31 protein-coding genes are annotated in these 25,072 nt (G+C 57.7%); all 31 read left to right on the top strand.

Annotated features, from left to right (window positions below; translation table 11 throughout):
* The first annotated feature begins 285 nt into the window (after window positions 1-285).
* Window positions 286-633 carry an XRE family transcriptional regulator gene (locus tag C7R54_RS15630; protein WP_129151364.1) on the top strand — a complete coding sequence of 116 codons (348 nt, stop codon included), beginning with the start codon at window positions 286-288 and terminating at the stop codon, window positions 631-633.
* A complete protein-coding gene (locus C7R54_RS15635) occupies window positions 633-821 on the top strand; it encodes a hypothetical protein (RefSeq protein WP_129151365.1) in 189 nt (62 codons plus the stop codon). Before C7R54_RS15630 ends, C7R54_RS15635 begins: the two co-directional genes overlap by 1 nt.
* Before the next feature lies 1 nt (window position 822).
* Window positions 823-1,239, top strand: coding sequence for a hypothetical protein (locus C7R54_RS15640; RefSeq protein ID WP_129151366.1), 417 nt, complete (start codon window positions 823-825; stop codon window positions 1,237-1,239).
* Window positions 1,236-1,499, top strand: coding sequence for a hypothetical protein (locus tag C7R54_RS15645; RefSeq protein ID WP_129151367.1), 264 nt, complete (start codon window positions 1,236-1,238; stop codon window positions 1,497-1,499). Before C7R54_RS15640 ends, C7R54_RS15645 begins: the two co-directional genes overlap by 4 nt.
* Window positions 1,499-1,900 (top strand): nuclease domain-containing protein, encoded by a 402-nt coding sequence (locus C7R54_RS15650; protein ID WP_129151368.1) that lies wholly within the window; start codon window positions 1,499-1,501, stop codon window positions 1,898-1,900. The genes C7R54_RS15645 and C7R54_RS15650 overlap by 1 nt, the downstream gene beginning before the upstream one ends.
* A complete protein-coding gene (locus C7R54_RS15655; protein ID WP_129151369.1) occupies window positions 1,897-2,682 on the top strand; it encodes a helix-turn-helix domain-containing protein in 786 nt (261 codons plus the stop codon). Before C7R54_RS15650 ends, C7R54_RS15655 begins: the two co-directional genes overlap by 4 nt.
* Window positions 2,669-3,316: a DUF6475 domain-containing protein gene (locus C7R54_RS15660; protein ID WP_129151370.1), complete on the top strand. Its 648-nt coding sequence runs from the start codon at window positions 2,669-2,671 to the stop codon at window positions 3,314-3,316. The genes C7R54_RS15655 and C7R54_RS15660 overlap by 14 nt, the downstream gene beginning before the upstream one ends.
* Window positions 3,313-3,651 carry a hypothetical protein gene (locus tag C7R54_RS15665; protein WP_129151371.1) on the top strand — a complete coding sequence of 113 codons (339 nt, stop codon included), beginning with the start codon at window positions 3,313-3,315 and terminating at the stop codon, window positions 3,649-3,651. The genes C7R54_RS15660 and C7R54_RS15665 overlap by 4 nt, the downstream gene beginning before the upstream one ends.
* Window positions 3,648-4,199, top strand: coding sequence for a hypothetical protein (locus C7R54_RS15670; RefSeq protein WP_240039542.1), 552 nt, complete (start codon window positions 3,648-3,650; stop codon window positions 4,197-4,199). The genes C7R54_RS15665 and C7R54_RS15670 overlap by 4 nt, the downstream gene beginning before the upstream one ends.
* A gap of 1 nt (window position 4,200) precedes the next feature.
* Window positions 4,201-4,740 carry a hypothetical protein gene (locus C7R54_RS15675; protein ID WP_129151372.1) on the top strand — a complete coding sequence of 180 codons (540 nt, stop codon included), beginning with the start codon at window positions 4,201-4,203 and terminating at the stop codon, window positions 4,738-4,740.
* A gap of 102 nt (window positions 4,741-4,842) precedes the next feature.
* Window positions 4,843-5,244 (top strand): hypothetical protein, encoded by a 402-nt coding sequence (locus C7R54_RS15680; RefSeq protein WP_129151373.1) that lies wholly within the window; start codon window positions 4,843-4,845, stop codon window positions 5,242-5,244.
* A 499-nt stretch (window positions 5,245-5,743) separates the two neighbouring features.
* On the top strand, window positions 5,744-5,887 hold the full coding sequence (locus tag C7R54_RS28885; protein WP_158021222.1) for a hypothetical protein: 144 nt from the start codon (window positions 5,744-5,746) through the stop codon (window positions 5,885-5,887).
* A 252-nt stretch (window positions 5,888-6,139) separates the two neighbouring features.
* Window positions 6,140-6,322: a hypothetical protein gene (locus tag C7R54_RS15685; RefSeq protein ID WP_129151374.1), complete on the top strand. Its 183-nt coding sequence runs from the start codon at window positions 6,140-6,142 to the stop codon at window positions 6,320-6,322.
* On the top strand, window positions 6,323-6,583 hold the full coding sequence (locus C7R54_RS15690) for a hypothetical protein (RefSeq protein WP_129151375.1): 261 nt from the start codon (window positions 6,323-6,325) through the stop codon (window positions 6,581-6,583).
* Entirely contained in the window at window positions 6,558-7,889 is a 1,332-nt protein-coding gene (locus C7R54_RS15695) for a terminase large subunit (RefSeq protein WP_129151376.1), read from the top strand. Before C7R54_RS15690 ends, C7R54_RS15695 begins: the two co-directional genes overlap by 26 nt.
* A 2-nt stretch (window positions 7,890-7,891) precedes the next feature.
* Window positions 7,892-10,066, top strand: a complete 2,175-nt coding sequence (locus C7R54_RS15700) for a portal protein (RefSeq protein WP_129151377.1) — start codon at window positions 7,892-7,894, stop codon at window positions 10,064-10,066.
* 16 nt (window positions 10,067-10,082) lie between these two features.
* The gene (locus C7R54_RS15705; RefSeq protein WP_129151378.1) at window positions 10,083-10,775 is read left to right on the top strand and encodes a hypothetical protein; all 693 of its coding nucleotides are present in this window, start codon (window positions 10,083-10,085) and stop codon (window positions 10,773-10,775) included.
* A gap of 200 nt (window positions 10,776-10,975) precedes the next feature.
* The gene (locus C7R54_RS15710) at window positions 10,976-12,175 is read left to right on the top strand and encodes a P22 phage major capsid protein family protein (RefSeq protein ID WP_129151379.1); all 1,200 of its coding nucleotides are present in this window, start codon (window positions 10,976-10,978) and stop codon (window positions 12,173-12,175) included.
* A 39-nt stretch (window positions 12,176-12,214) separates the two neighbouring features.
* Window positions 12,215-12,469, top strand: a complete 255-nt coding sequence (locus C7R54_RS15715; protein ID WP_129151380.1) for a hypothetical protein — start codon at window positions 12,215-12,217, stop codon at window positions 12,467-12,469.
* Window positions 12,466-13,212, top strand: coding sequence for a hypothetical protein (locus C7R54_RS15720; RefSeq protein WP_129151381.1), 747 nt, complete (start codon window positions 12,466-12,468; stop codon window positions 13,210-13,212). The genes C7R54_RS15715 and C7R54_RS15720 overlap by 4 nt, the downstream gene beginning before the upstream one ends.
* Window positions 13,209-14,621, top strand: coding sequence for a packaged DNA stabilization protein (locus C7R54_RS15725; protein ID WP_129151382.1), 1,413 nt, complete (start codon window positions 13,209-13,211; stop codon window positions 14,619-14,621). The genes C7R54_RS15720 and C7R54_RS15725 overlap by 4 nt, the downstream gene beginning before the upstream one ends.
* Window positions 14,621-15,394, top strand: a complete 774-nt coding sequence (locus C7R54_RS15730) for a hypothetical protein (protein WP_129151383.1) — start codon at window positions 14,621-14,623, stop codon at window positions 15,392-15,394. Before C7R54_RS15725 ends, C7R54_RS15730 begins: the two co-directional genes overlap by 1 nt.
* 83 nt (window positions 15,395-15,477) lie before the next feature.
* On the top strand, window positions 15,478-15,738 hold the full coding sequence (locus C7R54_RS15735) for a hypothetical protein (RefSeq protein ID WP_240039543.1): 261 nt from the start codon (window positions 15,478-15,480) through the stop codon (window positions 15,736-15,738).
* 2 nt (window positions 15,739-15,740) lie between these two features.
* On the top strand, window positions 15,741-16,085 hold the full coding sequence (locus C7R54_RS15740) for a hypothetical protein (RefSeq protein WP_129151385.1): 345 nt from the start codon (window positions 15,741-15,743) through the stop codon (window positions 16,083-16,085).
* The gene (locus C7R54_RS15745) at window positions 16,082-16,663 is read left to right on the top strand and encodes an aspartyl/asparaginyl beta-hydroxylase domain-containing protein (RefSeq protein ID WP_129151386.1); all 582 of its coding nucleotides are present in this window, start codon (window positions 16,082-16,084) and stop codon (window positions 16,661-16,663) included. The genes C7R54_RS15740 and C7R54_RS15745 overlap by 4 nt, the downstream gene beginning before the upstream one ends.
* Window positions 16,663-17,118 (top strand): GNAT family N-acetyltransferase, encoded by a 456-nt coding sequence (locus C7R54_RS15750; protein ID WP_129151387.1) that lies wholly within the window; start codon window positions 16,663-16,665, stop codon window positions 17,116-17,118. The genes C7R54_RS15745 and C7R54_RS15750 overlap by 1 nt, the downstream gene beginning before the upstream one ends.
* A 1-nt stretch (window position 17,119) precedes the next feature.
* Window positions 17,120-18,187, top strand: a complete 1,068-nt coding sequence (locus C7R54_RS15755; protein ID WP_129151388.1) for a hypothetical protein — start codon at window positions 17,120-17,122, stop codon at window positions 18,185-18,187.
* 3 nt (window positions 18,188-18,190) lie between these two features.
* Complete coding sequence (locus C7R54_RS15760; RefSeq protein ID WP_129151389.1) at window positions 18,191-19,672, top strand: hypothetical protein; 1,482 nt, start codon at window positions 18,191-18,193, stop codon at window positions 19,670-19,672.
* Window positions 19,669-22,242: a lytic transglycosylase domain-containing protein gene (locus C7R54_RS15765; protein WP_129151390.1), complete on the top strand. Its 2,574-nt coding sequence runs from the start codon at window positions 19,669-19,671 to the stop codon at window positions 22,240-22,242. The genes C7R54_RS15760 and C7R54_RS15765 overlap by 4 nt, the downstream gene beginning before the upstream one ends.
* 92 nt (window positions 22,243-22,334) lie before the next feature.
* The gene (locus tag C7R54_RS15770) at window positions 22,335-24,068 is read left to right on the top strand and encodes a glycosyl hydrolase family 28-related protein (RefSeq protein ID WP_129151391.1); all 1,734 of its coding nucleotides are present in this window, start codon (window positions 22,335-22,337) and stop codon (window positions 24,066-24,068) included.
* 694 nt (window positions 24,069-24,762) lie between these two features.
* Window positions 24,763-25,026, top strand: a complete 264-nt coding sequence (locus C7R54_RS15780) for a hypothetical protein (RefSeq protein ID WP_129151393.1) — start codon at window positions 24,763-24,765, stop codon at window positions 25,024-25,026.
* The last annotated feature ends 46 nt before the right edge of the window (window positions 25,027-25,072 follow it).

Genomic DNA, 25,072 nt, shown 5'->3' on the forward strand with positions numbered 1-25,072 from the left:
GGCCTGTCGCAAACCGCGATCAGCAGGGAGATTGGCGTCCACCAAACCCGAGTTGGACAGTTGTATTGGGGAAAGGGCAAGGGGGAGGGACTTCGGTATGGGCCCTACCTTCTTCTCACTTCTCTCTACAAGCGGACCATGCGGCAAAAAGCCAGACAGGAACGCCCTGTCGTTTGATCGATTCATTTGAAGCCCGTCCAGTGGTGACGGGCTCTTTTTTACGTTCGATTTAACCCGTAATCCAACCCGTAATTCCATTGTTTTTCACTAATAGAGAACAAAAAAATGCCTGCAACTCAACAGCTTGCCTTGGTCGATGGCTTTTTAGCTCGATCTGAAATCAGTGAATGCCAGTCTTTCCGTGAGGCCGTCAGGTTGGCCTGGAAAACGCGGGTTCGTCCGAACATGACCAAGGCCCAGCTTGCCGAGGAAATCGGCGCGCATGCCCCGCACGTCACGATCTGGTTTCACCCGGAGACCTACGACAAGCACGGGAACAGGAGGGCTGATTTGCCGGCTGAAAAGATTGCCGACGTGGAGCAAATCTTGGGCAACCGCGCCATCACCCAATGGCTGGTGAAGCGGGCGGTGCTGAATCTGATGGAAGAGTACCAAGCCGATATGAGGCGCTAATGACCTATGAAGAAGCGGAGCAGTACGTAAGGAGCGTTCGCCAAGCAGTAAAGGCGGAGTGTGGAGACAACCTAGACGCAGCGTGGGAAGCCACGAATAAGCGCACCGAAGAAGACCCGAAGTTTGCCGAAGCCCTGCGCATGATTGGATTTCGGCATGTATTGGAAAGCCAACAGACGAGGCAGTGAAATGGAAGCCATCAGCGGAACCCGAAGAGCGATGAAGGAAATGTCCGATGGCACCATCCGCGTCCAGGTGGACATTGATCCTGCCTGCCGTGGGGAGTTCCTAAAGCTGTTCCCGTCAATCGATATGCCGGTTGCCCTGGCCCCCCTTGTTGCCGACTTCGAGCGCCCCAAAACCGAGAATCCGGTTCTGCAACAAGATCAACAGCTTAAGGGTGGCGAACTGGCGAAGCTGGCCGGCATCTTCTGCCAGCAACCGGAGTTCTGGGAATTCGCTGGAGTTCCTGATGGTGAATGCGCCCGGGACTGGATCCTGGATATCTGCTGTATCAGTAGCAGGCGCGAGCTGGACCATAACCCAGTGGCGGCGCGCATCTTCCATGACCTCGTGCGCAAGCCCTACATGGAGTCGCGCAAATGAGCGAATTCCAACCCGTCCGCACCAAAGCTGACTTGGACACTCTTGATGATGACGACATCGTTGCAGGCTATATGCATGGCCTGAACGGCGGCGACGAGCCAGGAAGCGATAAGAGCCGGTCCTTCTGGCATGGTTGGCGCAACGGAATGGTGGACAGCCGCCGCGCCGAGCCTGATTCGGCGCAGGGTGAATTGGCGCGTGAACTCGTCGGCATCGGGTTGGAGTGCGTATTCGGCAGTTTCGGGGTGGAGTTGCACTGATGCTCTCGCGCTCCAAGCCCCTCCGCCGTCGTCGTGCCGGTCTGCGCACGACCAAGACCCTGTACCGCAATCGTGCGCTGCTGGACCTGGCCGAGGGTCAGGAATGCTTGATCCGCATTCCTGGCGTCTGCTGTGGCGACAAGGAAACGACGGTTGCCTGCCACTCCAACGAATCTTTGTTTGGCAAGGCGAAGGGCCTCAAGGCCCACGATTGGGCGGCTGCCTGGGGCTGCTGGAAGTGTCACGCCTTCGTGGATGCCGAATTCAAGGTTGCCCGCTCGATCCGGGATGCCTACCTGCGTGACGGCATCAAGCGCACGCGGCTGGCGCTGATGGATATGGGGAAGTGGCCGGCAGATGCAGAAGAGGGATATCAGTTGGTATTCGGGGAGGCTGAGTGAGCGTCGAGGCCATTTCCTGGGCGCTCAAGCAGCCCATTAAGCCATCGTCCGCCAAGTTTGTATTGGTGGCGATAGCCAACTGCGCGGATGGACAGGATTTCATCGCTTGGCCCTCCATGGCGTATCTGACTGAGGCGACGGATCAGGACCGTAAAACCGTCCTGGCCAATGTCGCCAGGCTTAAGGAAATGGGTTTCTTGGAGGACACAGGGGAGCGTAAAGGTTCGACAAAACAGGTGATCGTCTATCGCTTAAAGACTCCCGAAATTGGGACTGTTAAAGAGGCCCAAAAACGGAACAGTACCGAAAACGGAACAGTACCGAAAACGGACATAAAGAGTACCGTTTTTCCCCATAAAGAGTCCCAAATTTCCCATGAAAGGGTCCCAAAAACGGGACACGGAACCGTCATTGAACCATCAAAGAAACGTCAGGGAACCGTCAATAAGAGTCCGGCCGTCACCTTGCCTGACTGGTTGCCGGAACAGGTTTGGCAGGATTGGGTTGCGCACCGTAAGGCCGTCAAGGCTCCGTTGACTGATCGAGCTGCTGAACTGTCGATTTTGAAACTTACGAAATTCCGGGATCAAGGCCATGACCCTGTCGCGGTGATCAACCAAAGCGTGCTCTCGGGCAAGTGGACAGACCTGTACGCCCCGAAGGCCGAACAAGCGGATGGCCGATTCCCAGGGCAGCACTTCAACCGCCAGGAAGCACTGGAGGCCAGCAACCGAAAGGTCGCAGAGCAGTGGCTGAGGAGCCAGCAGAATGAAACCTACTGACCAACCGCGTTTCAGCGCTCTGATCAGCGATGTGTTCGCGTTCTATCGCCAGGATGCAAGCAAGTTTGCGATGAACGTTTGGTGGCAAGCGATGCAGCCGTTCGATCTGGCAGCCGTCGCGGAGGCTCTGAACCGTCATTGCGTGAATCCGGACTCCGGCCAGTTCATGCCCAAGCCTGCCGACGTGGTGAAGATGCTGCGCGGCTCCAGCCAGGATAGCGCCCTGGTTGCATGGTCGAAGGTGGATAAGGCCGTGCGCCAGGTCGGCACATACCAAACCGTCGCCTTTGATGACGCAGTTATCCACAGGGTGATTGAGGAAATGGGCGGCTGGATTGCCTTGGGGGAGAAGACGGAGAGGGATTGGCCGTTCGTCGCCAAGGAGTTCGAGAACCGCTACCGGGGATATGCGATGCGCAACGAGACCCCGGAACACTCGAAGGTGCTGATTGGTATCACCGACGCCAACAACCAGAAGCAGGGATTCAAGAGTACGGCGCCGGTCTTGATCGGGGATGCTTCTTCTGCAAAGCGCGTCCTGTTATCCGGGTCCGACAAGCCCGCTATTGGTTTCCAGCGGCTGGATGCTGGTGGCACAGCGACGTATGAGATTCCCTTGGAGAAATTGTCATGAGTAAAGCCACAGAGCGAAAGATTCTTATGCTGCTGCGGGAGCGTGGGGAGCTTGCCCAGTACCAAATAATTGATCTGAGCGGGGAGTCATATAACCCCGTCATCAAAGCGTTAACAAGCCTCCATAACCACAAGCGGATTCATATTTCCGATTGGGAGCGTAATCGCAATGGAAACTATGGTGCTAGTTGGTCTCTCGGGGAAAACGATGATGCTCCCCGCCCCAAGGGCGACCGGCCGAAAACTGACCATATCAAAGCAATCATGAGCGCCATTTGTGGGATGGAGGTATCGCCATTCCGGACGGCTATCTGGAACGTGGAGAGGGCGCGATGAAGCAAATGGACGTAGCCCTGGATCCGATGGCGGGGTGTGATCCAAATTCGATAGATCGCACCGTCCCATACTCAATCCTTGCCATTGATCCTGGACCGGAAAAGTCAGGTTGGTGCTGCTATCTGCCGGACCATCAAATGGTGCTCTCCTCAGGAGTTCAGGCGAACCAAATCTTACTTTCGCGCCTCGCGGCAGTGGAATACACGCAGGTAGCAATTGAAATGATTGCCTCCTACGGGATGCCAGTCGGCAAGGAGGTCTTCGAAACTTGCCTGTGGATCGGTCGATTTGTCCAGGCCCTGGAAACCCCTGAGGAAGCGCGTCTCCTCTATCGCAAGGACGTAAAGATGCACCTATGCGGGACCACCAAAGCCAAGGACGCCAATGTACGCCAGGCGCTGCTTGATCTTTTCCCGCGCACAGGTGGAGGCAAGACGCCGCAAATCGGCACCAAGAAGCAGCCCGGCCCGCTGTACGGGGTATCTACTCACGCATGGCCAGCTCTGGGCGTGGCCGTGACTCTCGCGGCACGAACCAAGGGGAAATGAAATGAACGACCAATTGCAAAAGGCGCTTGCTAATCTGCTGGGGCGGGCAACCCAAGGGGTAGACGCAGGCGTCTCTTTTCTTCAGGCCCAATTACCAGACGTAATACAGCAACTTCTGGTGTGGAAGCTCGTTGCCTCCCTCTTAGTCTTTGGCGTGTGTTCTTCTCTGATTGTTGGGTGTGTGGGGATCTTATTGAAAATGCGCCGAATTCATCTTGCATGGCGAAATCTGGAATATGAGATTCAGAAATACGAAAATGTGTGTGATTACCCTATCCCGAGAGCCAATATGAACATGTGTCAAGACGAACTGAGAAAACTAAATGACCGACAAATGTTGCGTGACGCCGCGATGGCAAAGGTTACCGAATTGCGTGAGGCGCGGGGAAACTATAACGACCTTCCAGATTATTGGTATATCCCCGCGATTTCGATGATGCCTTCCATAGCGGCCCTCGCACTTTATGGGTTCACATGGATCCAAATATGGATCGCCCCCAAACTTTACCTGATCGAATACGCTGCTTCCCTGGGGAAATGACATGGACTTTTATCAGATCCTGATCATCACAGTTGCGGGCCTGATTGGGCTGCTAGGGATAGCATGTGCGCGGGTCGCCGCAGCGGCGGATGGGGAAGCAGAATGACTTCCATCGCCATCAAGCCCCACCGCAACGGCCCGGAATGCAAGAGCCGGATAGATGTTCACAACGCCATTGACGTAAAGCGCGCGGCGGCGGCGAAGCTGCGGGATAAGGGCTACAAGCTTCCCACCTCTGTGAAGCTACAAACCATCCTGACGCTGATCGAAGCAGAAACCGGCTGGCCCATCCCTGAAGACTCCTTCACCTACATGCTGAGATTCATAGACGAGAAGCCCCCGGAGGCGGCAGGTAAGCGCGATATCAACGCGATGCAACGCAGGCCGATCCAGTTCAGCGGGCAATTGCGCCAGGCCGCAGAGCGATGTGCGGCGCACCCGAAGCCGATCTGCATGGGATCGAGCGTGATCGTCTATCGAGAACTTGACCATATCGGGTATTGATACCTAGGCTTGTGATGAGCATCATCACGCATGGCGATTGTGACACTGCCGATGCATGGACGTGAAATCCATGCTTTTCAGTCGCCATCCTTGATGGTGAATGCGCAGGCTGATGCGCAGCGGAGTAGCTCCCGTCCGCCTTAGGGCAAGCCGGCGATCAGCACCGGCCACCATCAAGTTGTCTCGTCCAAAAGACATGGGCTCGGTGACCGCCGACCCAACCAGCGTTACCCGGCCCGCAAGGGTTCGGCTTGAATCTGGTGCACATTTCCACCAGTCGTCTTAACTGGGCTGACGATAAATGCCGAGTACCAATTCGTGGCCCCTAGTGAGAAATCGCTAGGGGCTTTTCAATGCTTGCGCAAATTTCGTTTCGATACCTAGGCTTTGGAGTGGGGTGGCCCGCTCCGTCTTTGCTCCTTGTACGTAGATGCGGGCGCCCTCTTTTTAACCATTGAGGGTATCCCACATGAAAGACGGTCTGAAAGTCTCTGCCGACATGGCTCCCGCCACTCGCTATGCCGAGGGCTGCCGCACTTCGGGTGCGAACTCCAAGCGCTTCGTCCCGCCTCCGGGTCCGAAGGCTGAGCCGGTCAAGGTCAACGGCGTGCCCATCATCCCGCAGCGTGGGGTGAGCAAGTGAATCTGGCGACCCTCGCTGCGTTCAATGCCGCGTTGACGCATCGATGCCAATGCGAATGCAAGGCCCAACAGGCGGATGGGAGCCCATCGAAGCCGCTGGGCACATACAGAGTGCAAACGAACCACGGCGAGTTTTTTATTGAAGCCGATAGCGCCGATATCGTAGGCATCAGCGCCTGGGACGCCAAGCTTGCACTTTATATAAAGGGTGAGGTAGTAGCCCTCTTCGATCCTGGTTGTCATGGGTAAAGGCATGACCTACGCCGACCGATACCTGCGCTCCCGCGAACTGGCCGACAAACTCGGCCCGAAGTCCATTGTGGATGCAATCCACGAGGACATCCGCCGTCGTCGCGTGGAAGCGAGCGCGATGCACATGGCCAAGCGCATCCGGGCGCAGCGTCGGACGGCGTTCCTGGAGGCGAGGGGGCGCTAAATGGCCGCTCGCCTTCGCAAACATCATCAGGACGAGGTAAGGACCAAGATCCAAGCCAGTCAGCTGATCAATGTTCTGCAAAATCATGCACTTGGAAAAGATGAGAAGGAGCTGACGCCCTCTCGTCTCAAGGCTATCGAGATTCTGCTTAAGAAGAGCGTTCCTGACCTGAGCCAGATCCAGGCCGAGCACACAGGCGAAATGGAACTGAACGTCAACATCGTGAGATTCACCGATGCCGGCGATCACCCTTCCGAATAACTGGCGCCCTCGGGACTACCAGATGGACGCCTGGCGCTATCTGGAGGGGGGGGGAAGGCATGCGGAGCTGGTGTGGCATCGCCGGTCAGGCAAGGATGATCTGGGGCTGCATTGGACTGCCGTGGCGTCCTTCGAGCGCATCGGGACGTATTGGTACATGCTCCCGCTCGCTGCCCAGGCCAAGAAGGCGATTTGGAATGCCATCAACCCCCGCACGGGGATGAAGCGTGTTGATGAGGCATTCCCTCCTGAGATCCGCAAGCGTCAGAACGACCAGGAAATGTACATAGAGCTGATTAGCGGCTCGACGTTCCAGGTTGTGGGGTCGGACAACTTCAACTCTCTAGTGGGATCCCCTCCGGTTGGTTTGGTGTATTCGGAATGGGCGCTATCTAACCCGGCTGCCAAAGCATACCTGCGCCCGATCCTGGCCGAGAACGGAGGGTGGCAGATCTTCAACACGACGCCTCGCGGAAAGAATCACGCGCACCGGACGTTGATGGCCGCCAAGGAAGATCCGAACGCATTTGCTCAGGTGCTGACCGCGAGGGATACGGGCATCCTGAGTGAGGCGCAGTTGGAGCGCCTCTTGGCCGACTACATCAAAGACTATGGCGAGGCATTGGGGACAGCCTATTTCGAACAGGAGTTCATGTGCTCGTTCGAAACGCCAGTAATGGGAGCTGTATATGCGAAAGAACTACGCGAGGCTGCTGCTCGAATCCGTCCAGTCCCATATGACCCATCCAAGCCTGTTCACATCTTTTGGGACCTGGGGCGCGCAGACAAAACGGCAATCTGGTTTGCGCAACTCGCGCCCTTCGAATATCGAGTCATCGACTACGTGGAGGGGGTCGGGAAGCACATCGGAGAGTACATCGTCGAGCTTCAAGCAAAGCGTTATGTCTATGGCGATTGCTGGCTCCCTCACGATGCCAATAACGAGTTGCTGGCAGCCGAAAGAACGGTGGCCCAGCAACTACGAGCAGCGGGCTTTAAGGTCCGGACCGTCCTGAAGACTTCCATCGATACCCGTATCGAAGCTGCCCGTCTCATGCTGCCCATGATGTGGTTTGACGAGCGCAAGTGTGAGTTGGGCCTTGATGCCCTGCGCAACTATCGCTATCGGGTTGATGAAGAGACTAAGCAGTTCAGCAAGGAGCCGCTACACGATTGGGCCTCCCACGCTGCTGACGCCTTCGGATACATGGCCGTCGCGCTCAAAGAGCCTAAGCCCGTCACCAAGGATGTGCGCAAGTCATCCCTTCCCTATCAACATCGCGCCGCTGGCGGATACTGGATGTGACCATGAGCGAAGAACTCATTGCCCGCGCGCATCGGCGCTTCAAAGCTTGCCAGGATTGGGAATCGACGGCTCGCCAGCGATTCGCGGACGATATCCGGTTCTGCTATGCGGATCCGGACAATCACGAGCAATGGAATGCTGCGGTGCGCGCCCAGCGGCAGTTAGACGGGCGGCCGATGCTGACCATCAACAAGACGCATACGCACGTCCTGCACGTGGTGAACGATGCCAAGGAGAACAAGCCTAGCGTCAAGGTGCATCCTGTGGGATCCGAAGCCACCTACGAATCCGCCCAGGTATTCGAGGGCGTCATCCGCCATATCGAGTACATATCGGACGCGCAGACCGCCTACGACATTGCGACCGAGAACATGGTCGCTGGTGGAATCGGCTATTGGCGCATCACGACCGCGTATACGGATGACAATGGCTTTGACCAGGAGATATTTATCAAGGAGGTCCCGGACCCCCTGGCTGTCTACCTGGACCCGAACATCAAGAAGCGCGACGGATCGGACGCGAAGTATGGCTTTGTCTATGACGAATGGCCCCGCGAGGAGTTCGAGCGCAAGTATCCTGACGCGGCTGCTTCGTCCACCACGCTAGGTGAGGATATCGGCGGCTGGCTGTCGAACAACCGCGTGCGCGTGGCTGAGTACTACGAGGTCGTGGAGTCGAAGGAATGGATGTATGCCCTACCGAATGGGGACGGCACCTTCGAATTCCTGCGCGAATCCGCGATGACCAAGGAGCAGAAGCAACTTATCAAGAAGACGAAGGGCCAGGAGCTACAGCGGCGGAAGGTCGATAAGCGCGAGGTCAAGTGGTACCTGATCGCGGCCAACGCTGTGATCGATGAATCGCGTTGGGCCGGAAAGTACATCCCCATCGTGCGCTGCGTGGGCGAGGAAATCATCCTGGATGGGAAGTTGGACCGCAAGGGACTTGTCCGTTACATGAAGGACGCCCAACGCATGTACAACTACAACACATCGGCGGCGGTGGAATACGGCGCGTTGCAGACCAAGGCTCCCTGGGTCGGTCCTATCGAAGCGTTTGAGGGCCATGAGAACTATTGGGCCACGGCGAACCGCGAGAACTACCCGTATCTGCCCTTCAACGGAAGGGACGAGCTGGGGAACGACATTCCAGCACCTCAGCGTCCAAATCCTCCCTCTTCGGCTCCCGTCTACATGGACGGGATGCAGGCTGCCGCCCAGGAAATGATGATGACCTCGGGGCAGTACGAGGCCACATTCAGCGAGCAGGGCAACGAGATATCCGGGAAGGCCATCGACCAGCGCCAGCGGCAGGGGCAGCGGGCCACCTATCACTTCATCGATGGCGTGGCCAATGCCATCCGCTACACCGGCAAGCAGTTGCTGGACCTGATTCCGAAGATATACGACACCAAGCGCGTCATCCGGATCATGGCAGAGGATGGAGAGCAGCAGCAGATCCAGATCGACCCGGAGCAGCGTCAAGGTGTTGTGGAGCAGGGCGACGACAAGCAGCAGAACGCGGTTCAATCGATCTTCAACCCCCAAGTGGGCACATTTGACGTGGTGGTGGAGATTGGCCCGAACTATCAGACGCGCCGGCAGGAGGCATTCAATGCCATGCGCGAACTGATATCTGCTGTTCCCCAACTCGCCCAGGTCATTGGCGACTTGTTCATGGCCAATGGCGACTTCCCGAGCGCTGACAAACTCGCCGAGCGGATGCGCAATTGGATTCCGAAGGAGATCCAGGGCGAAGGGCCGACGCAACAAGAGCAGCAACTGATGCAGCAGAACCAGCAGCTGATCCAGATGGTTCAAAACCTCGGCGCACAGCTCGAATCCAAGCAGAACTTGGAGAAGATCGAGAAGCAGCGCGCGGATATCGATGCGCTGAACCACATGGCCCTGCGAATGGAGAACACGCAGAAGGCCATGATCGACTCTTTCAAGGCCGAAACGGACCGTTTGAAGGCCGTCCAGCCCATGATGACGCCCGAGGCCATGGAACCGATCCTGCGCAAGCTCATGGTGGAGATTTTGAAGGCCCCGGACCCCATCATCGGGGACGATCCGGGCGAATTGAACGGTGGCAATGCATTTGCCATCGGTATGCAAGGGACGACTGTAGGTATCCCCCTAGTCCAAGAACCACAACCTACCGCGCAAGCGGGTTAACGACATGGAGAACACCATGGAAGGCGAAGTGATCGACACGCAGGCCCCGGAAACGACGGCTCCAGAGACTCAGCCAGAGGTCCAGACCGAGAAGCCTAAGGGCGACGTGCCCGATTGGGCGCTCAAACGCTTTGGCGAACTGACCGCCGCCCGCAAAGCAGCCGAGGAACGCGCTATCCAAGCGGAACAGCGCGCCCAGGACCTGGCAAAGCAGATGGAAAGCGGGGCCAATGGCAACGTCGAGGAACTGGCTAAGGCCTATGCGGAGCGCCTAGCTCCCCAATTGGTGGAGAAGCGCCGCGCTCAAGAGCGCCTGGATACAGGCATTCAGTCCATCAACGCGGAGGGCATCAAGGAATTCGGCGTCGAGTTTGACCGGGCTATCCAGCAGGTGGGCATGGCGGGTCTGGTCGGACCGGATTTCATCAGTGCTTTGGTCGCGGTGCCTGATGCTGCGAAGGTCGTCCAGTATCTCGGGACGAACTTGGAAGAGGCTCATCGGCTGGCCGGCCTGGCGCCTGTTGAGATGGCTGTCGAGCTGGCCAAGCTTAGCCCGAAGGCGAAGAAGGCATTCGCCAAACCCGTATCCAGCGCCCCCGCTCCCATCGAACCCATCGAAGGACGCGGTACGGCGGACGGTGAGCCGGCCGTGGGAACCCCCGAATGGTTTGAGTGGCGCAACAAGAACGCTCGAAAACGTCGTCGGTGATTGCATTTTCGTCGTTTCGATACCTAGGCTTGGCGATACCGACCTAGGCATGTGAGCAGTACCGCTAGGTCGGGGCATTTACCCGCAAGGGGAGTAGGGCGTAGGCGAGCCTCAATCGTCGGTTGGCCCGTAGAGAAGTCTCCCAGGGCAGAGACAGCAAGCGCGAGAGCGCTCCTTTCTTTGTCCCTTGGAGATTCCTCATGGCTAACAGCCTACTCACTATCGACATGATCACCAATGAGGCCGTTCGACTGTTCACGCAGTCGAACGCTTTCTTGCGGTCGATCTCCCGCCAATATGACGATCAGTTCGCCCGCACGGGTGCCAAGATTGGCGATACCCTGCGTATCCGCCTGCCGAACGATTACATCGTCCAGAACGGTCCTTCGATCACCCCGCAGGGCACGAATGAGCAGAACACGTCGCTCACCGTCGCCAATCAGAAAGTCGTCCCGGTGTCGTTCGGTACTGCCGAACAAACCATGTCGTTGGACGATTTCAGCGAGCGCATCCTGGCTCCGGCCGTCAATCGCCTGGCCGCTGCCGTGGCTGGCGACATCATCACCCTGTCCAACTCGGCCGCGAACCTGATCCTGAACACCTCGGGCGGAAACCTCGCTTCCCCTGTGCCGCAAACGTGGCTGGAAGCGGGCGCAGCGATCACGCAGAACCTGGCGCCCATGATGGATCGCAAGATCATCTTGGACCCGGTGACGCAAGCTCGTTCCGTAGGGACCATGACTGGTCTGTTCAATCCGCAACAGAAGATCAGCGATCAATTCGAAACCGGCATCATCACGAAGGATACCCTGGGCTTCGACTGGATGTATGACCAGACGACCCAGGTTCACACTGTGGGCTCGTTCTCGGCTGGCACGGTCAACGGCGCAAGCCAGACGGGCAACACCCTGGTGACCAACGCCATTACTGGAACCCTGAACAAGGGCGACGTGATCACCATCCAGGGCGTGAACGCCATCAACCGCCTGACCGGCGCCGACCAAGGCGCTCTGCGTCAGTTCGTGGTGACGGCCAACGTTGCGACGGGCGCGACCTCGATCCCGATCTACCCGGCCATCGTTCCGGCGCCTGCCGCCTTCAACACCGTGACTGCTTCGCCTGCCAACGGCGCAACTATCGCCTTGGTCGCCACCGCTGGCTCGCAGTATCGCCAGAACCTGGCGTACTACCCCGAAGCGTTCACCCTGGCGACGGCTGATCTGGAAATGCCCACCTCCGGTGTCGTGAATGCCTCGCGCGCCACCTTCGACGGCGTGACCATGCGGATGATCCAGGCCTACGACGTGATGAGCGATCAGCTGATCACCCGTATGGACATTCTGTATGGCTTCGCCTCGATCCGTCCGGAATGGGCTGCTGTCGTCGCGGACGTGCTGTAAGACTGGCGGGGGCTTCGTGCCCCTGCCTCTGGAGTTTCCATGCAGAACCGAAACGACCGCAATTTCACCGCGCCGTATGTGTTCCAGGAGTACCCGAAATGGGTAACCCTGGCTGACGGCTCGAAGATGCTTGCCAACAACGCCGACGAGGAAGAAGTCCTGGTCGGTGCTTCGTTGGACGAGGACCAGGACCGAGACGCCCTGATGGCGAAAGCGAAGGAGTTGGGTCTGAACCCGCATCACAAGACAGGCGTCGAGAAGTTGCAAGCCATGATTGCCGAGGCGCAGGCATGAGTTCTCCGCTGCCCACTACTCCCCGCGACATCATCAATCTGTCGCTCAAGACGGCGAACGTCTTGGGGGTGGGGCAGGCTGCGTCCGCTGAGGACGTGAATGACGCCTTTAACGTCATGAACATGATGATGGCCCAATGGCAGCGCCGCCGCTATATGGTCTATCAGCTCATCACGCAATCCGTGCAGGGTACGAGCGCGCTGTCCTATACCGTGGGGCCTGGTGGCGATTTCGATATTCCCCGTCCCGCGAAGCTGGAGTCTGCGTTCTTCCGCCAGAACCAGAATACTCCGCTGCCGGTGGACTATCCGCTCACGATCCTCCGTGCGCGCGAGGACTACAACCGGATCGCCATCAAGAACCTGAACGCCTTCCCGCAATATGCGTTCTATGACGCCGGCAATCCGGTGGGCAACCTGTTCATCTGGCCGGTGCCGAATAACCAATATGAAGTGTTCATAACGGTTATGCAGCAGTTGCAGCAGTTCGACAACCTGAGCGATGAGATTGTATTGCCGCCTGAGTACAAGGCGGCGCTGATGTGGAACCTGACGCTGGAGCTCTATCCGCTCTACGGTCTTCCTGTCAGTGACGTGGTGGCGAGGAAGGCCGAGGCATCGATGCGAATCATCGAGCAGGCCAACACGCAGATTCCCCGCATGGCAATGCCCGTCTCGCTGCAAAGCACCACGGGCACGTACAACATCTATGGTGACTTCTATATCGGGAGTACCGTGGGATGAAGGTTCCACTGATCTCCGGCGCCTACCAGGCCAAGAGCATCATTGCGAACGCGCAACGGTGCGTGAACCTGTATGTGGAGAAGAACCCGCAGGACGCGCCATTTCCCACTACCCATTACCAGACGCCCGGTCTGGTGAAGATTGCCGAGTCCTCGGACTTCGGCTGGCGTGGTCTGTATTTCGCCTCCAATGGCACGCTCTACGGCGTCTGCGGGCAGACGTTCTATGCCATCGGCTCTGACTGGAGTCTCACGCAGCTAGGCTCAGTATCCTCCATCGATTCCATGGTCTACATGGCTGACAATGGAACGACGTTGCTGGCCGTGGATGGTACGGAGCAGGGTTACACCGTCACCCTGGCTGACAATACCTTCGGGTCCGTCACTGACCTGGGCTTCTACGGTGGGACCACGATCCAGTATGCGGACGGATTTTTCATCCTGAACCGCCCTGGCACGACTCAGTTCTATATCTCGCTGGCGTTCCAAGCCACGTTCGACGCAACGGACTTCGCAGGCAAGACCGGATTCGCGGACAAGTTGCTGACGCTGGCCGTCACGCGCCTATACATCTTCCTGCTGGGCCAATGGACAACTGAAGTATGGGTCAACTCCGGGAATGCCACCTTCCCGTATCAGCGGATGCCCGGCACGTTCATCCAGCACGGATGCGCGGCTGTTGATTCCGTGGCTCAAATGGATGGGGCGATCTACTGGCTTGCCCAATCGCCGCAGGGTAAATGCATGGTGGTCCACACGGAGCAATATGAGGCCGTCCGGATCTCCACACACGCCATCGAGAACGAAATCCAGAGCTATCCGCGTATTGACGATGCGCGTGGGTACACGTTCCAGCTCGAAGGGCATTTCCAATACGTCTTGACCTTCCCGAGTGCTCAAAAGACCTGGGTCTATGACCTTTCCACGAAGGAATGGCATGAATGGCTGTGGCTGGATGAGCAGGGCGTCTTCAAACGCCATCGCTCCAATTGCTTCGCCTATGCCTATGGGACTCCTGTCGTAGGCGATTGGGAGAACGGCAAGCTTTATCGGTTGGACATGGATGCCATGACGGACGATGGAGCGCCGATTTCTCGCCTGCGGTCCTTCCCGCACATGGTTGACGATGGGAATCGGGTTGCATACCGCGAGTTCATCGCGGATTTCCAGGTTGGAGAGGGCGCTGACTTCGAGGAAGTACCGGTTTTCCTGCGCTGGAGCGATACGCGCGGGGCCTCGTGGGGCAATCACATCCGCGAAAGCTTCGGATTGGAGGGGGATTACCTCAAATCGTTGCAATTCCAACGTTTGGGGATGGCGCGTGATCGTGTTTTTGAACTGTCGTGGTCTGCGCCCGTAAAAACGGCCCTCAATGGCGCCTATGTGCAGCCTGTAGCGGTGAACCAGTGATGGCGACGATTCCTACCGGCTTCCCTCTCTGGAATACGCCCTTCTTGGACCCGTCAGGTCGCGTGGCGGAGGTATGGATTCGCTTCCTGCTGACCCTTTGGGACAGGACTGGCGGAGGATCGGGCGAGATTCCCGACACGCTGACGATTGAGGACGTGCTTTCGACCGAAGCGCTATTTGCTGCTCCTTCGCCTACCGGGACTGATGCCTTCCAATCTGAAATGGCGATGGCCCCCGCGCGCGATGAGGCAAAGTTGCTCGAAATGATCTTCGCGCCTGTGCAGAGCACGGAGTACACGCGGTCTGCCTATTCATTGCCGATGCCGCCCACGTCGCCATGGACCTATACGGCGGGGTTTCGACAGGGCTTCTACCTCTCCGGTGGCTCCGTATCCTCCTTCGTCCTGCAACGTGGTCCCATGGCGCTTCCTCTCGGCAACTCAGGGGCGGATATCGCGGATCAGACGTTTGTCGCCGGTACGGATTTCACGCCTGGATCTACCACATCGCTCACGCTGTCACAGTCGTTCGGGGCCAAACAACGCCTTTGGGTGTTCTTCGATGGCGTATTCCAAGGCGATGACCAATACAGCCTGTCTGGCACCAGCCTTACATTCACGTCGGCTATCCCGGTAGGTGTGTCATCGGTCTACGTGAAGGGCCTTTCATTGTCGGCTGCCGGCCTGGGCACGCAATTGATTGAGCTGAACGCGGGGGACATTGTGAGCCTCACCTATTCCAGCGTACCGGCCGTGACGATCATTCCGAGATAGCCATGCAAAGAATCCCAAAGGCCATTCCGGCAGCACAACTTACGACCTCTGCGGCTACGTACTACACGGCGCCAGGTGGGACCGTGGGCACGATCAATAACCTGTCACTGACGAATACGTCGGTTAACCCGGTGGCCGTGACGCTGTATCGGGTTCCATCTGGAGGCAGCCCAGCGGCATCGAACACGATCCTGGCCGCGTTTTCTCTTTCGGCAGGGCAAACCTATGTACCGCCCCAGGCTATCGGCCTGCAACTGGATGCGGGGATGACATTGCAGGCGATGGCTGCTACGGGGGCCGCTGTGACTCTGGCGGGCGGCGTTTACGAAACTAGCGGGAGTTAATTATGGCTAAGTACCTGGGAGTTGCTACTGACACGCTGGCGGGCGTTCAAAGCTTGACGATGGCCGGATCCGGCTCCAGCACGGTGACCGCGCTTTACCGAAAGACCGTGACGCTCTCTCCTGCATCCGTCGCAGCGAACACCACCGCTGAACAGACGTTCACCGTCCCCGGGCTTGCGGTCGGTGACGCGGTATGGGTCAACAAGCCCACGCTTCAAGCGGGTCTTGGGATCGCCGGGGCACGTGTGAGCGCCGCGAATACCTTGGCGATCACCTTCATCAACGCGACGGCATCGCCCATCGTGCCGACTGCCTCCGAGGCTTATCGCATCGGGGGTATTCGTTGAAAAACTTCCACTTCCTCATGCATGGCGTGGACACCAATCCGCTTGTCCTGGCGATCAAACGTCGCCCGGACTTGTGGAAGGAGGACACGTTCCTGCGTCATTACCCGCAGGGTCCGTTTGGTGAAACGGACACCATCATGCTCCGCTTCCCGGAGAAGGTGGAAGGGCTGACCGAGGAACAGATTGAAGCCTATAAGCAGAATCAGTTGGCGGGATATGACCAGTACGAAGCGGTCGATTACCCCGCGTACAAGATTCTGCATGAGGCGCGTCCGCTGGTGATGGGTCTGATGTCTCGCGTTCAAGGCGAGCGTCTGGGTCGTGTAATGATCAACCGGATTATCCCTGGTGGCCGCATCTTCCCGCACGCCGACACACCGGAGCAGACGCGCTATTACACGCGCTTTCACATCGTGCTCCAGGGCTACCCGGGAGCCATCATCAAGTGTGGGGATGAGCAGATAAACATGAACACGGGGGACGTGTTCTGGTTCGACAACAAACAGGTCCACCAAGTTATCAACAACAGCGCCGACGACCGCATTTCGATGGTCGTGGACATTCGTACGAGTGTGTGATGCTTACCGCCCAAGTCGAATCCCTGACCGAACGCCTCGAAGAAATGAAGCCGCTGTTCCCGCTCCATTGGGAAGAACTCGCCCTGAACAAGGACAAAGTTCCTTTAGATCCTCAATACGGTTTGTATCTTGACCGTGATGCTCGCGGTGAAGTGCTGTTCGTGACTGTGCGCGATAAGGGCGAACTTGTTGGCTACTTCGTTGGTTTCGTGGCGCCTGGGTTGCATTATCAGACCTGCTTGACGTGTCACATGGATATTTTGTATCTGCGTCAGGACAAACGGGGCGCAATGGGCGGGGTTCTGCTGCTGAACGCCGTCAAAGCCGAGGCCAAGCGCCGCGGTGTGCAACGGATGTTCGTCGGAACGAAGGCGCACAAGGACATTGGGCGTCTGTTTGAGCGCTTGGGCTTCTCGCACGTCGAGACGACCTATAGCGCATGGCTGGGAGATTGACATGGTTGCTGCCGCAGTTGGGGTCGGTACTGCTGTCGCGGGCGTGGCTGGATCCGCAATGTCGTCTAGCGCGAGCAAAAGCGCGGCCAACCAACAGGCTGATGCTGCGCAAAACGCGTCCGACCAGCAATGGCAGATGTTCCAACAGTACCAGCAGAATCTAGCCCCTTATATGGGGGCTGGGCAAACTGGCTTGGCTGCTCTGCTTGGGATGCTGGGGTTGCCCACAACCGGAATCACGGCGGGTCAGTCAGGTCAAGGGGAAACGGAACAGCAGATTCGAGATCGACTCACGCCGCAATTCACGACGACCCAAGGCGGGACGAAGGGAACTGGCGGCTGGGTAGATAGCGGTGGCTACTACGGCGATAGCGGTGGCGCATCACAGGTGTGGGACCCGAATGCGGGCGGGACGGGCGGCTATGACGTGGTGGATCAGGCCGGACTCGATGCGGCGGTACAGGCTGAGTTGGCCAAGCAGAACCAGGCGACTCAGCAGGCCGCTGGAGCGTTCTCGGGCCTCGGTTCGCTGCTTACCACGCCCTTTAGCTTCGACGCGAGTGACCTGGAAAACACGCCAGGCTATCAATTCACCCTGCAACAAGGATTGAAGTCGCTGAATAACCAGAACTCGGCGATGGGCCTGGGTCTTTCTGGTGCGCAGCAAAAGGGGCTGCTTTCGTACGCTACTGGCCTAGCGGACAACACCTACGGCCAACAGTACAACCGCGCACTCCAAGCCTACAACACGAATTACGGCATTGCGAACGATATGTACAACCGGCTTGCCGGTCTGGCAGGTATGGGGCAAAACGCTGCCGCAGGCGTTGGAAACGCTGGCCTTCAGACGGCTAACACAGCGGGCAACTATGCGACGCAGGCCGCAAATGCTGGGGCTGCGGGAACGATTGGTTCTGCGAATGCACTCTCTAGCGGATTGAGCGGCATTTCAAACGGCCTGGGACTCTATTCCCTGCTGGGCGGCGGCGGCTCGGGCGGCCTCACGGCTAATGGCTCAATTTATGGGACTGCCCTAAATGGCGTTCCTGGTGTTTCCGGGTGGAGTTGAAACATGGGTATTGACGCGACCATCCCCCTCGGCATTCGGCCCGCGCAGTCTAGCGGCGGCATCGGCAGTCTGCTGGGCACCGCGAGCGACGTTGTGAAACTGCGCGCTGCCTCGCAGCAGTTGCAAGCGAACCAGTCCATTTCGCAGGCCTACCAGCAATCCATTGATCCTCAGACCGGCCAAGTTGATTACGACAAGTTCCAGCAACTTGCCGCTCAGAGTGGCGCGGGTGCGTTCCTGCCGCAGTACATGAATCAGGTATTGCAACAGCGGAATCAGCAGCAGCAGTACGACACCAGCAAGCTCGAAATGGCCTTGAAGCAGCAGGGCGCCATTCGGGGGATGATCGGATCGCTCATGCAAAGCCCGAATTACGGCAAAGCCGACATGTCGAGCGATATCGTCAATGCGATCAGTGACGCCGTGAACTCGGGAATCTTGCCCAAGGATCAGGCATTGCGCGAACTCAAGAGCGTGCCGCAGGAGCCTGGACAACAGGCGGAATGGGTCAAGCAGCATTTCTTGAATTCCCTGTCGGGGGAAGCGAAGATCGGCGCGATGCTGCCCCAAGGCTCCGTGCTGAACACGGGCGGCAGCCAGACTCTCTTGAACCGCAACCCTCTCACGGGTGAATCCATGGTGGCAGGGACGGTCCAGAATACCCCTTCGGCCGATACGATGGTTGGGAACGTTGAAGTCACGAACCCGGACGGCTCGAAGTCGGTTATCACCAAAGCCCAGCAGCTCGGCGCACAAGCCGGCTTGGGTGGCGCTGGCTATACGGGCCGCTACAACCCTCAGCAGGGCGGGAATCCGGGGTTGATGACGGCGCTTCCGCCTGGACAACAAGCCGCGCTCACGGCTGCCGCTGGCACATCCAATACGGCCGCGCAAACGCTGCATGACGCCGCAGCGGATGCCCCCATGCGCATCAACTTGTTGGAGCAGGCGCGTTCCAACCTGGGCAACATCGATACTGGCCCTGGGTCCGACTGGCGCAACACTGCCAAATCATTCCTGAATGCGCTGTCTCCCGACGTAGCGAAAAAGATCGGCATCACGGAAGACATCAAGGACTACGACGAGTTCAAAAAGATCCTGACGAACTACGCGTCGTCGGTCTCTGGTGCCATTGGCTCCGGGACTGATGCACGCCTGAACGCGGCCGTTACGGGGAATGCCAACCCTGGAATCTCCAAGATGGCGAACCAGGACATTCTCACCAAGACCATCGCGGCCGAGAAGATGCGCGCCGCGCAGGACCTGGCATTCCAAAATTCCGGCCTGACGACCGATCAGTTTAACAAGTGGCAATCGAATTGGAACAAGACCGTCAACCCTGACGCCTTCGTCTTCACATCAATGACGCCGGATCAACAAAAGGCCTTCATCGACCGCAAGACGAAGGACGGCACCATTGGCCGCTTCAAGTCAGATCTGGGCAACCTTGTCCGGTCGGGCATTCTCCAAATGCCGGGGCAATGATGGCTGACCTCTCCTCAATCATCGACGCTGCCGGCAAACAATGGAATGTTGACCCGACGCTGATTCGTGCCGTCATTCAGCAGGAGTCAAGCGGCGATCCGTCTGCTGTCAACCTCTCCGGAGGCGGGAAGGGAGCATATGGGGCGATGCAGGTTCGTCAAGCGGCCTTGGCTGACTACAACCAAGCCAACAGCACCAAGTACACGATGGAAGACCTATTGAAGCCCGAGATTGGGGTGAACGTGGGTGCCTGGTATCTGGGGCAACAGTTGGACCGCTTCAACGATCCGACTAAGGCGTTGAATGCGTACTATGCCGGCCCGAACTCTGAGGCGGTCCATGCCGGACCTAGCCAATATGCCCAATCCGTTTTTGGCAAACTTGGTGGGAAGATGCTTCCCGGCATTCCTCAATCGTCTTCCGGGCCGTCCGACGACGAAATCTTCGGGGCGTTCACCGGCCAGAAGCCCGCAAACGACGACGACGCTATCTTCAATGCGTTTGTGAAGCAGCCCGACGTTACGACCTCGCGCGGCCCTGATGGCGTGATGCGGATCGAAATGAGTGGTGCGCCCGGGGAAGTCAAGAAAACTGCCCAGCAAGCAGCCTCGGAAGCGGCAGATCGAGCCAAGACCGATACTCAGCCCTCGGAATTCATGCAGGGCCTGGGCAACTTCGGTCTGGGCACCTATCAGGGGCTGACCGACCTGCCGGCCGGGATTGGCCAGAATGCGGCGCACCAGGGGCAACAGATCCTCCAAGGGATTGATAGCCTATTCGGAACCGATCTGGCAAAGCGTGCGAACCCTCAAGTTCAGGCGTATGACGCCCAGGCGGCTCAACGCGAGGCCGAATATCAGGCCGCAACGCCCGGATCCATCCCGGCAGGTACGGGCCGCTTGATCGGCAATCTCATGCCTGCCTTCATCGGCGGCCCTACGGCGGCGGCTGCCCCTATAGAGACCGTCGCCAAGGGTGCGGGGAGCCTCGCTGCGCGCCTTGGTGGTGGAGAGACCGCTCAGGGTCTAGCTCGGCTCCTCGGGGGCGCCAGCGGAGGATCCTTGCAGGGGGCTGCTTACGCGGCAAATACGCCGGTGATGGTCAATCCGCAGATTGGCGGACTGGCGGACCTGGTTACGGGGCAGCGGTCGGGGAATGACTATTACCAGCAGGCTGCACAGAACGCCAAGATGGGCGCTGCATTGGGGGGAGCGCTGCCAATAGTTGGCGCTGGAGCATCCCGTCTGGGTTCTGCTGCTGCTGGCGGGATTCGTGCATTGATTGATCCTTTTACTCAAGCCGGTCAGCAGAGAATCGCTGAAAACACGCTTGCCCGTGCGGCTGCTGGAGGGCCTCTAACGGCGGATCTATCGCAGATCGTCCCAGGGTCAGTTCCAACGCTGGCAGAGGCCACGGGTAATGCAGGCATCGCCACGCTACAGCGCACCTTGCGCGATCTAAACCCCAATGAGTTTGTCGCTCGAGAAGGGGACAATGCGGCTGCCCGTCTTGCTCAGTTGGGGACTGCGGCAGGAACCCCGGCCGATATTGCTGCTGCCGAAGCCGCTCGAGATCTGGCGGCTAACTCTGCTCTCACAAATGTGTTCGGCAACAAGGCCGTGGCGGACGCAAAGCCAGTGCTGGACACAATAGATTCGATCCTGAGTGGTCCGTCTGGCAAGCGCGATGCCGTAGCCCAGAGCCTGAACAATATTCGGTCCAAGATCGTTGACGCAAAGGGCAATCTCGAATCGGATCCCGAAGTTCTCTACAACTCCGTGCGCAAGCAGATTGACGACCTGCTGGATAAGCGATTGGCGAATTCCAATCCTGCCGGCATGCAAGCGTCCCGCGAACTGCTGGCCGTAAAGGATAGCCTGGATGACGCCATTACAAAGGCCGCGCCAGGGTTCGATGCCTATTTACAGGCCTATGCAGATGCTTCCAAGCCGATCAACGCGATGCGGTATCTGCAAGGTCTCCAACTTACGGACGTAAACGGCAATATCACGCCTCAAAAAATACAGACTGCAATCGCCAAGATCACAAAGGAAGCTGCGAAGCCTGGGGCGCAGGACGCCAAGTCCATAGCGCCAGATCAGCTAGCAGCACTTAAGTCAATTCGGGATGACCTACTGCGTTCCGGGAAGACCCAGCTTGGCAAGTCGGTTGGCTCGGCCACCGCTCAAAACCTGGCGACTCAAAACATGCTAGGGCAGGTCCTCCCCGGGAAACTCGGTGCGCTTGCAGGGAAAGCGCCTGCCGGGACTATCGGCTCGGCGCTAGGGGGGGGATTGGGGTACTTGATGGGTGGCCCGCTTGGCGCTGCTGCCGGTGGCGCAATCGGTGGCTCCCTTGGACGCACGACCTCCGGCCTGATGAACATGAACAACGAAGCGATCCAGGGGGCGCTTCAGCAACTGCTCCTAAACGCTCAATCAGGGGCGGCGGCGCTCCAGCGTGCACCGAGTCTCGCGCCCCCAACGGGTCAGTTGGGGGGTATCCAGCGGCTCTTGTACCCAGCCATCAACGCTACGGCGCCTCGCGGAATCGCTGCGCCACCTCGTTAGGAAGCCGCTAACGAAGCACCAGATCAGATAAATCGCAGAAAACCACAACATTCGTTCAGTCATAGCCAGAGCATAGATTAGGGGATTCGACCATGGCAAGTTTGTTGCCCAACGGAAAACAGTACTTCACCGACAACAATGGGAAGCCGTTGGTTGGCGGGAAAGTGTACTTCTATATCCCCAACACCAGCACTAAGAAGAACACATATCAGGATCCGGACCAAACTATCCTGAACACCAACCCGGTGATTCTTGATGCGAGGGGGGAGGCCGTTATATGGGGATCTGGCTCGTATCGGCAGGTCGTCTACGATCAGTTCGACAATCTGATTTGGGATCAATTGACCGAAGACCCTAATGCAAATTTGCTAGGGGATATGATCGATCAGACTTTCTCTGCCGGGATGGATTACACCCCAGGCGTGACCACCACGCTGATTCTGACGAGTGATTTCGGTTCGGCTTCCAATCTGTGGGTGGACTTCGACGGCACCCCCCAGCACGATTTTACCCTCGCAGATCAGGTACTGAGCTTCCCTGCACCAATACCCGTTGGCGTATCCAATGTATATGTTAAAGGCGGTTCTACAGTCGCCATCGGCGTGCCTGGGAATGGGACTGTTACGGATGCGAAGGTAGCCCCCGGATCCAAACTATACAATCGTATTACGGATTGGGTCGATGTGCGCGATTATGGCGCGAAGGGCGACGGGGTTACTGATGATACACACGCGTTCAATATGGCCATTGCTGCTGCCTCGGGGAAGGGAGGGGCGATAGTTTATGTGCCGTCTGGCTCTTATAGCATTACATCAACTATCACGCTGCCTAACGGTGTAAGCCTCTATGGCGAAAGTGGCGCTGCGGCCTTCCCTGAATTGAACAATATCGCAGTTTCTGAGCTAATTTGGAACGGATCCACTACGGGTACATTGTGCGCCACCGCAACGAAATGGGCCGGGCGCATAGATAACATCCAATTCAACGCAAACGGCGGCGCTACGTGTCAAAAGTTCTTTAGTATCGGTGGATGCTTGTTCAACAATGTCCGCTGGATCAATTCCACACTGATCGGTGTGGATTGGAGTTCCATCTCGGGGGCGCCGTCTGGGCTAAACACGTTCGTAAACTGCATGTCGTCGCAGCATCAGAACGTAGGCTTCCAGATGAGCGGCCTTGTGGATGCTGCGATTACGTTGAATACGTTTGTGAATTGCAGGTTTAGTGGCGCGGATATCAATCTTCGGCTTCTGGAGTACGCAGATACCAACCAATGGTTTGGTGGCAGGGTTGAAGGCGGCACGGCCTATGGGCTCATAGTCAATGATCCAAGCGGAGGTTTGAATACCGATTCAATCCTCTTCTCCGGGACAACCTTTGATGGGAATCCTGATATCCCACGTCCGATGTGCTATATCGGCCCCCCGGTATCTCCCATGCCATCTGGTGGAGGTAGTACGGTCGTCACGTTTCGTGACTGCCACTTCACAGGAAGCACGGCGCTCAATGGTGCCGACCCGAGCAATGGGGCGAATATCAAGGTTATTGATTGCCCCGCCTTTGCAATGATGTATGGATATACAGGCGATTATGTACCGGCCAACGATGTGGCTGTCGGCGCCTCTCCCTTCACGTATACGCATCACGATCCTTATGCCGTGAACGTCGTGATATCTGGAGGCAGCGTGTCGCAAATTAGCTTCATACGAAGCGGCTTCGAAAGGGCGCTTAGTACGGGATCTGGCTCCTTCATCCTCAATCCGGGCGATGCTCTGAAGATCACATATTCCTCTCCCCCGGTAGTGTTTACCCGCTGGCAAATCTAGGACCGACCATGACGACGCTCAATCCATATCAACTAGTCAACCCAGGAACGTCTACATCAGGGCAGGCCCTTGTGTCCCAAGGTGCTGGTGTAGCCCCCAAATGGGGGAATGTTCCGGTAGCTAACGTCACTAATGGCGCCTCGACAGCAGGCACTTTGGGGCAGTTCGCTTCCACCACATCGGCGCAACTCGCGGGGATCATATCCGATAAGACGGGTAGTGGGTCGCTAGTATTCGGTTCTGCCCCAATGTTGACCACACCGAACATTGTTGGATCAGGAAACGGATCGAATGCCGCAGCGGGTTCCGTGGGTGAATTTTTGTCCGTCTCTGTAGCCTCTGGATCTGCCGTATCGTTGACCTCGAATACGGCAGCTACGATTGCTACCCTGTCCCTAAGCCCTGGCGACTGGGATGTTTGGGGGAATATATGGACGGCGCCGGCAGGAACCACTGCACAAACATTGACAGTAGCAGGCATCAATATCGCGGCATCGCTGCCGACTGCCCCAGGCAATGGTGCGCTCGTGCAATATCCGTTTTCTGTGGCGGCTGGTGCCGCCATAGGAGCCCCAGTCGGGACCGTCCGCATAAACATATCAACCGCGACAACCGTTTATCTGGTTTGTCTATCCCAATTTGCCTCAGGCACCAATGGTGCCTACGGTTTCCTAGGCGCGCGCCGGAGGCGTTGATGGATGGCGATGTAAAGAAGTGGGCCATCAGCGCAAAAACGATAGTTTCTACGATCGCGTCGTTCTTCGTGATCATGTCAGCGCTCGTAGCTGCAATTGGCGGTTGCGTTGGGCTGTATTACGGCCTGGCGAATCGAGTCACGATCCTGGAGGCTAACAGCCAGCATATGGGCGACGATGTGAAGGACATTAAGGCGATGCTAACTCAGATGGTTATGAACCGCGTCGATAACCGGGCAGACGTGCAGAGGTGGGCGAAATGAGGCTTGTAGATAACTGGCGCGAGGCCAAGAAATGGTTCTCGATGCA

This window comes from Achromobacter aloeverae, assembly GCF_004121055.1.
Classification (GTDB): domain Bacteria; phylum Pseudomonadota; class Gammaproteobacteria; order Burkholderiales; family Burkholderiaceae_B; genus Bordetella_C; species Bordetella_C aloeverae.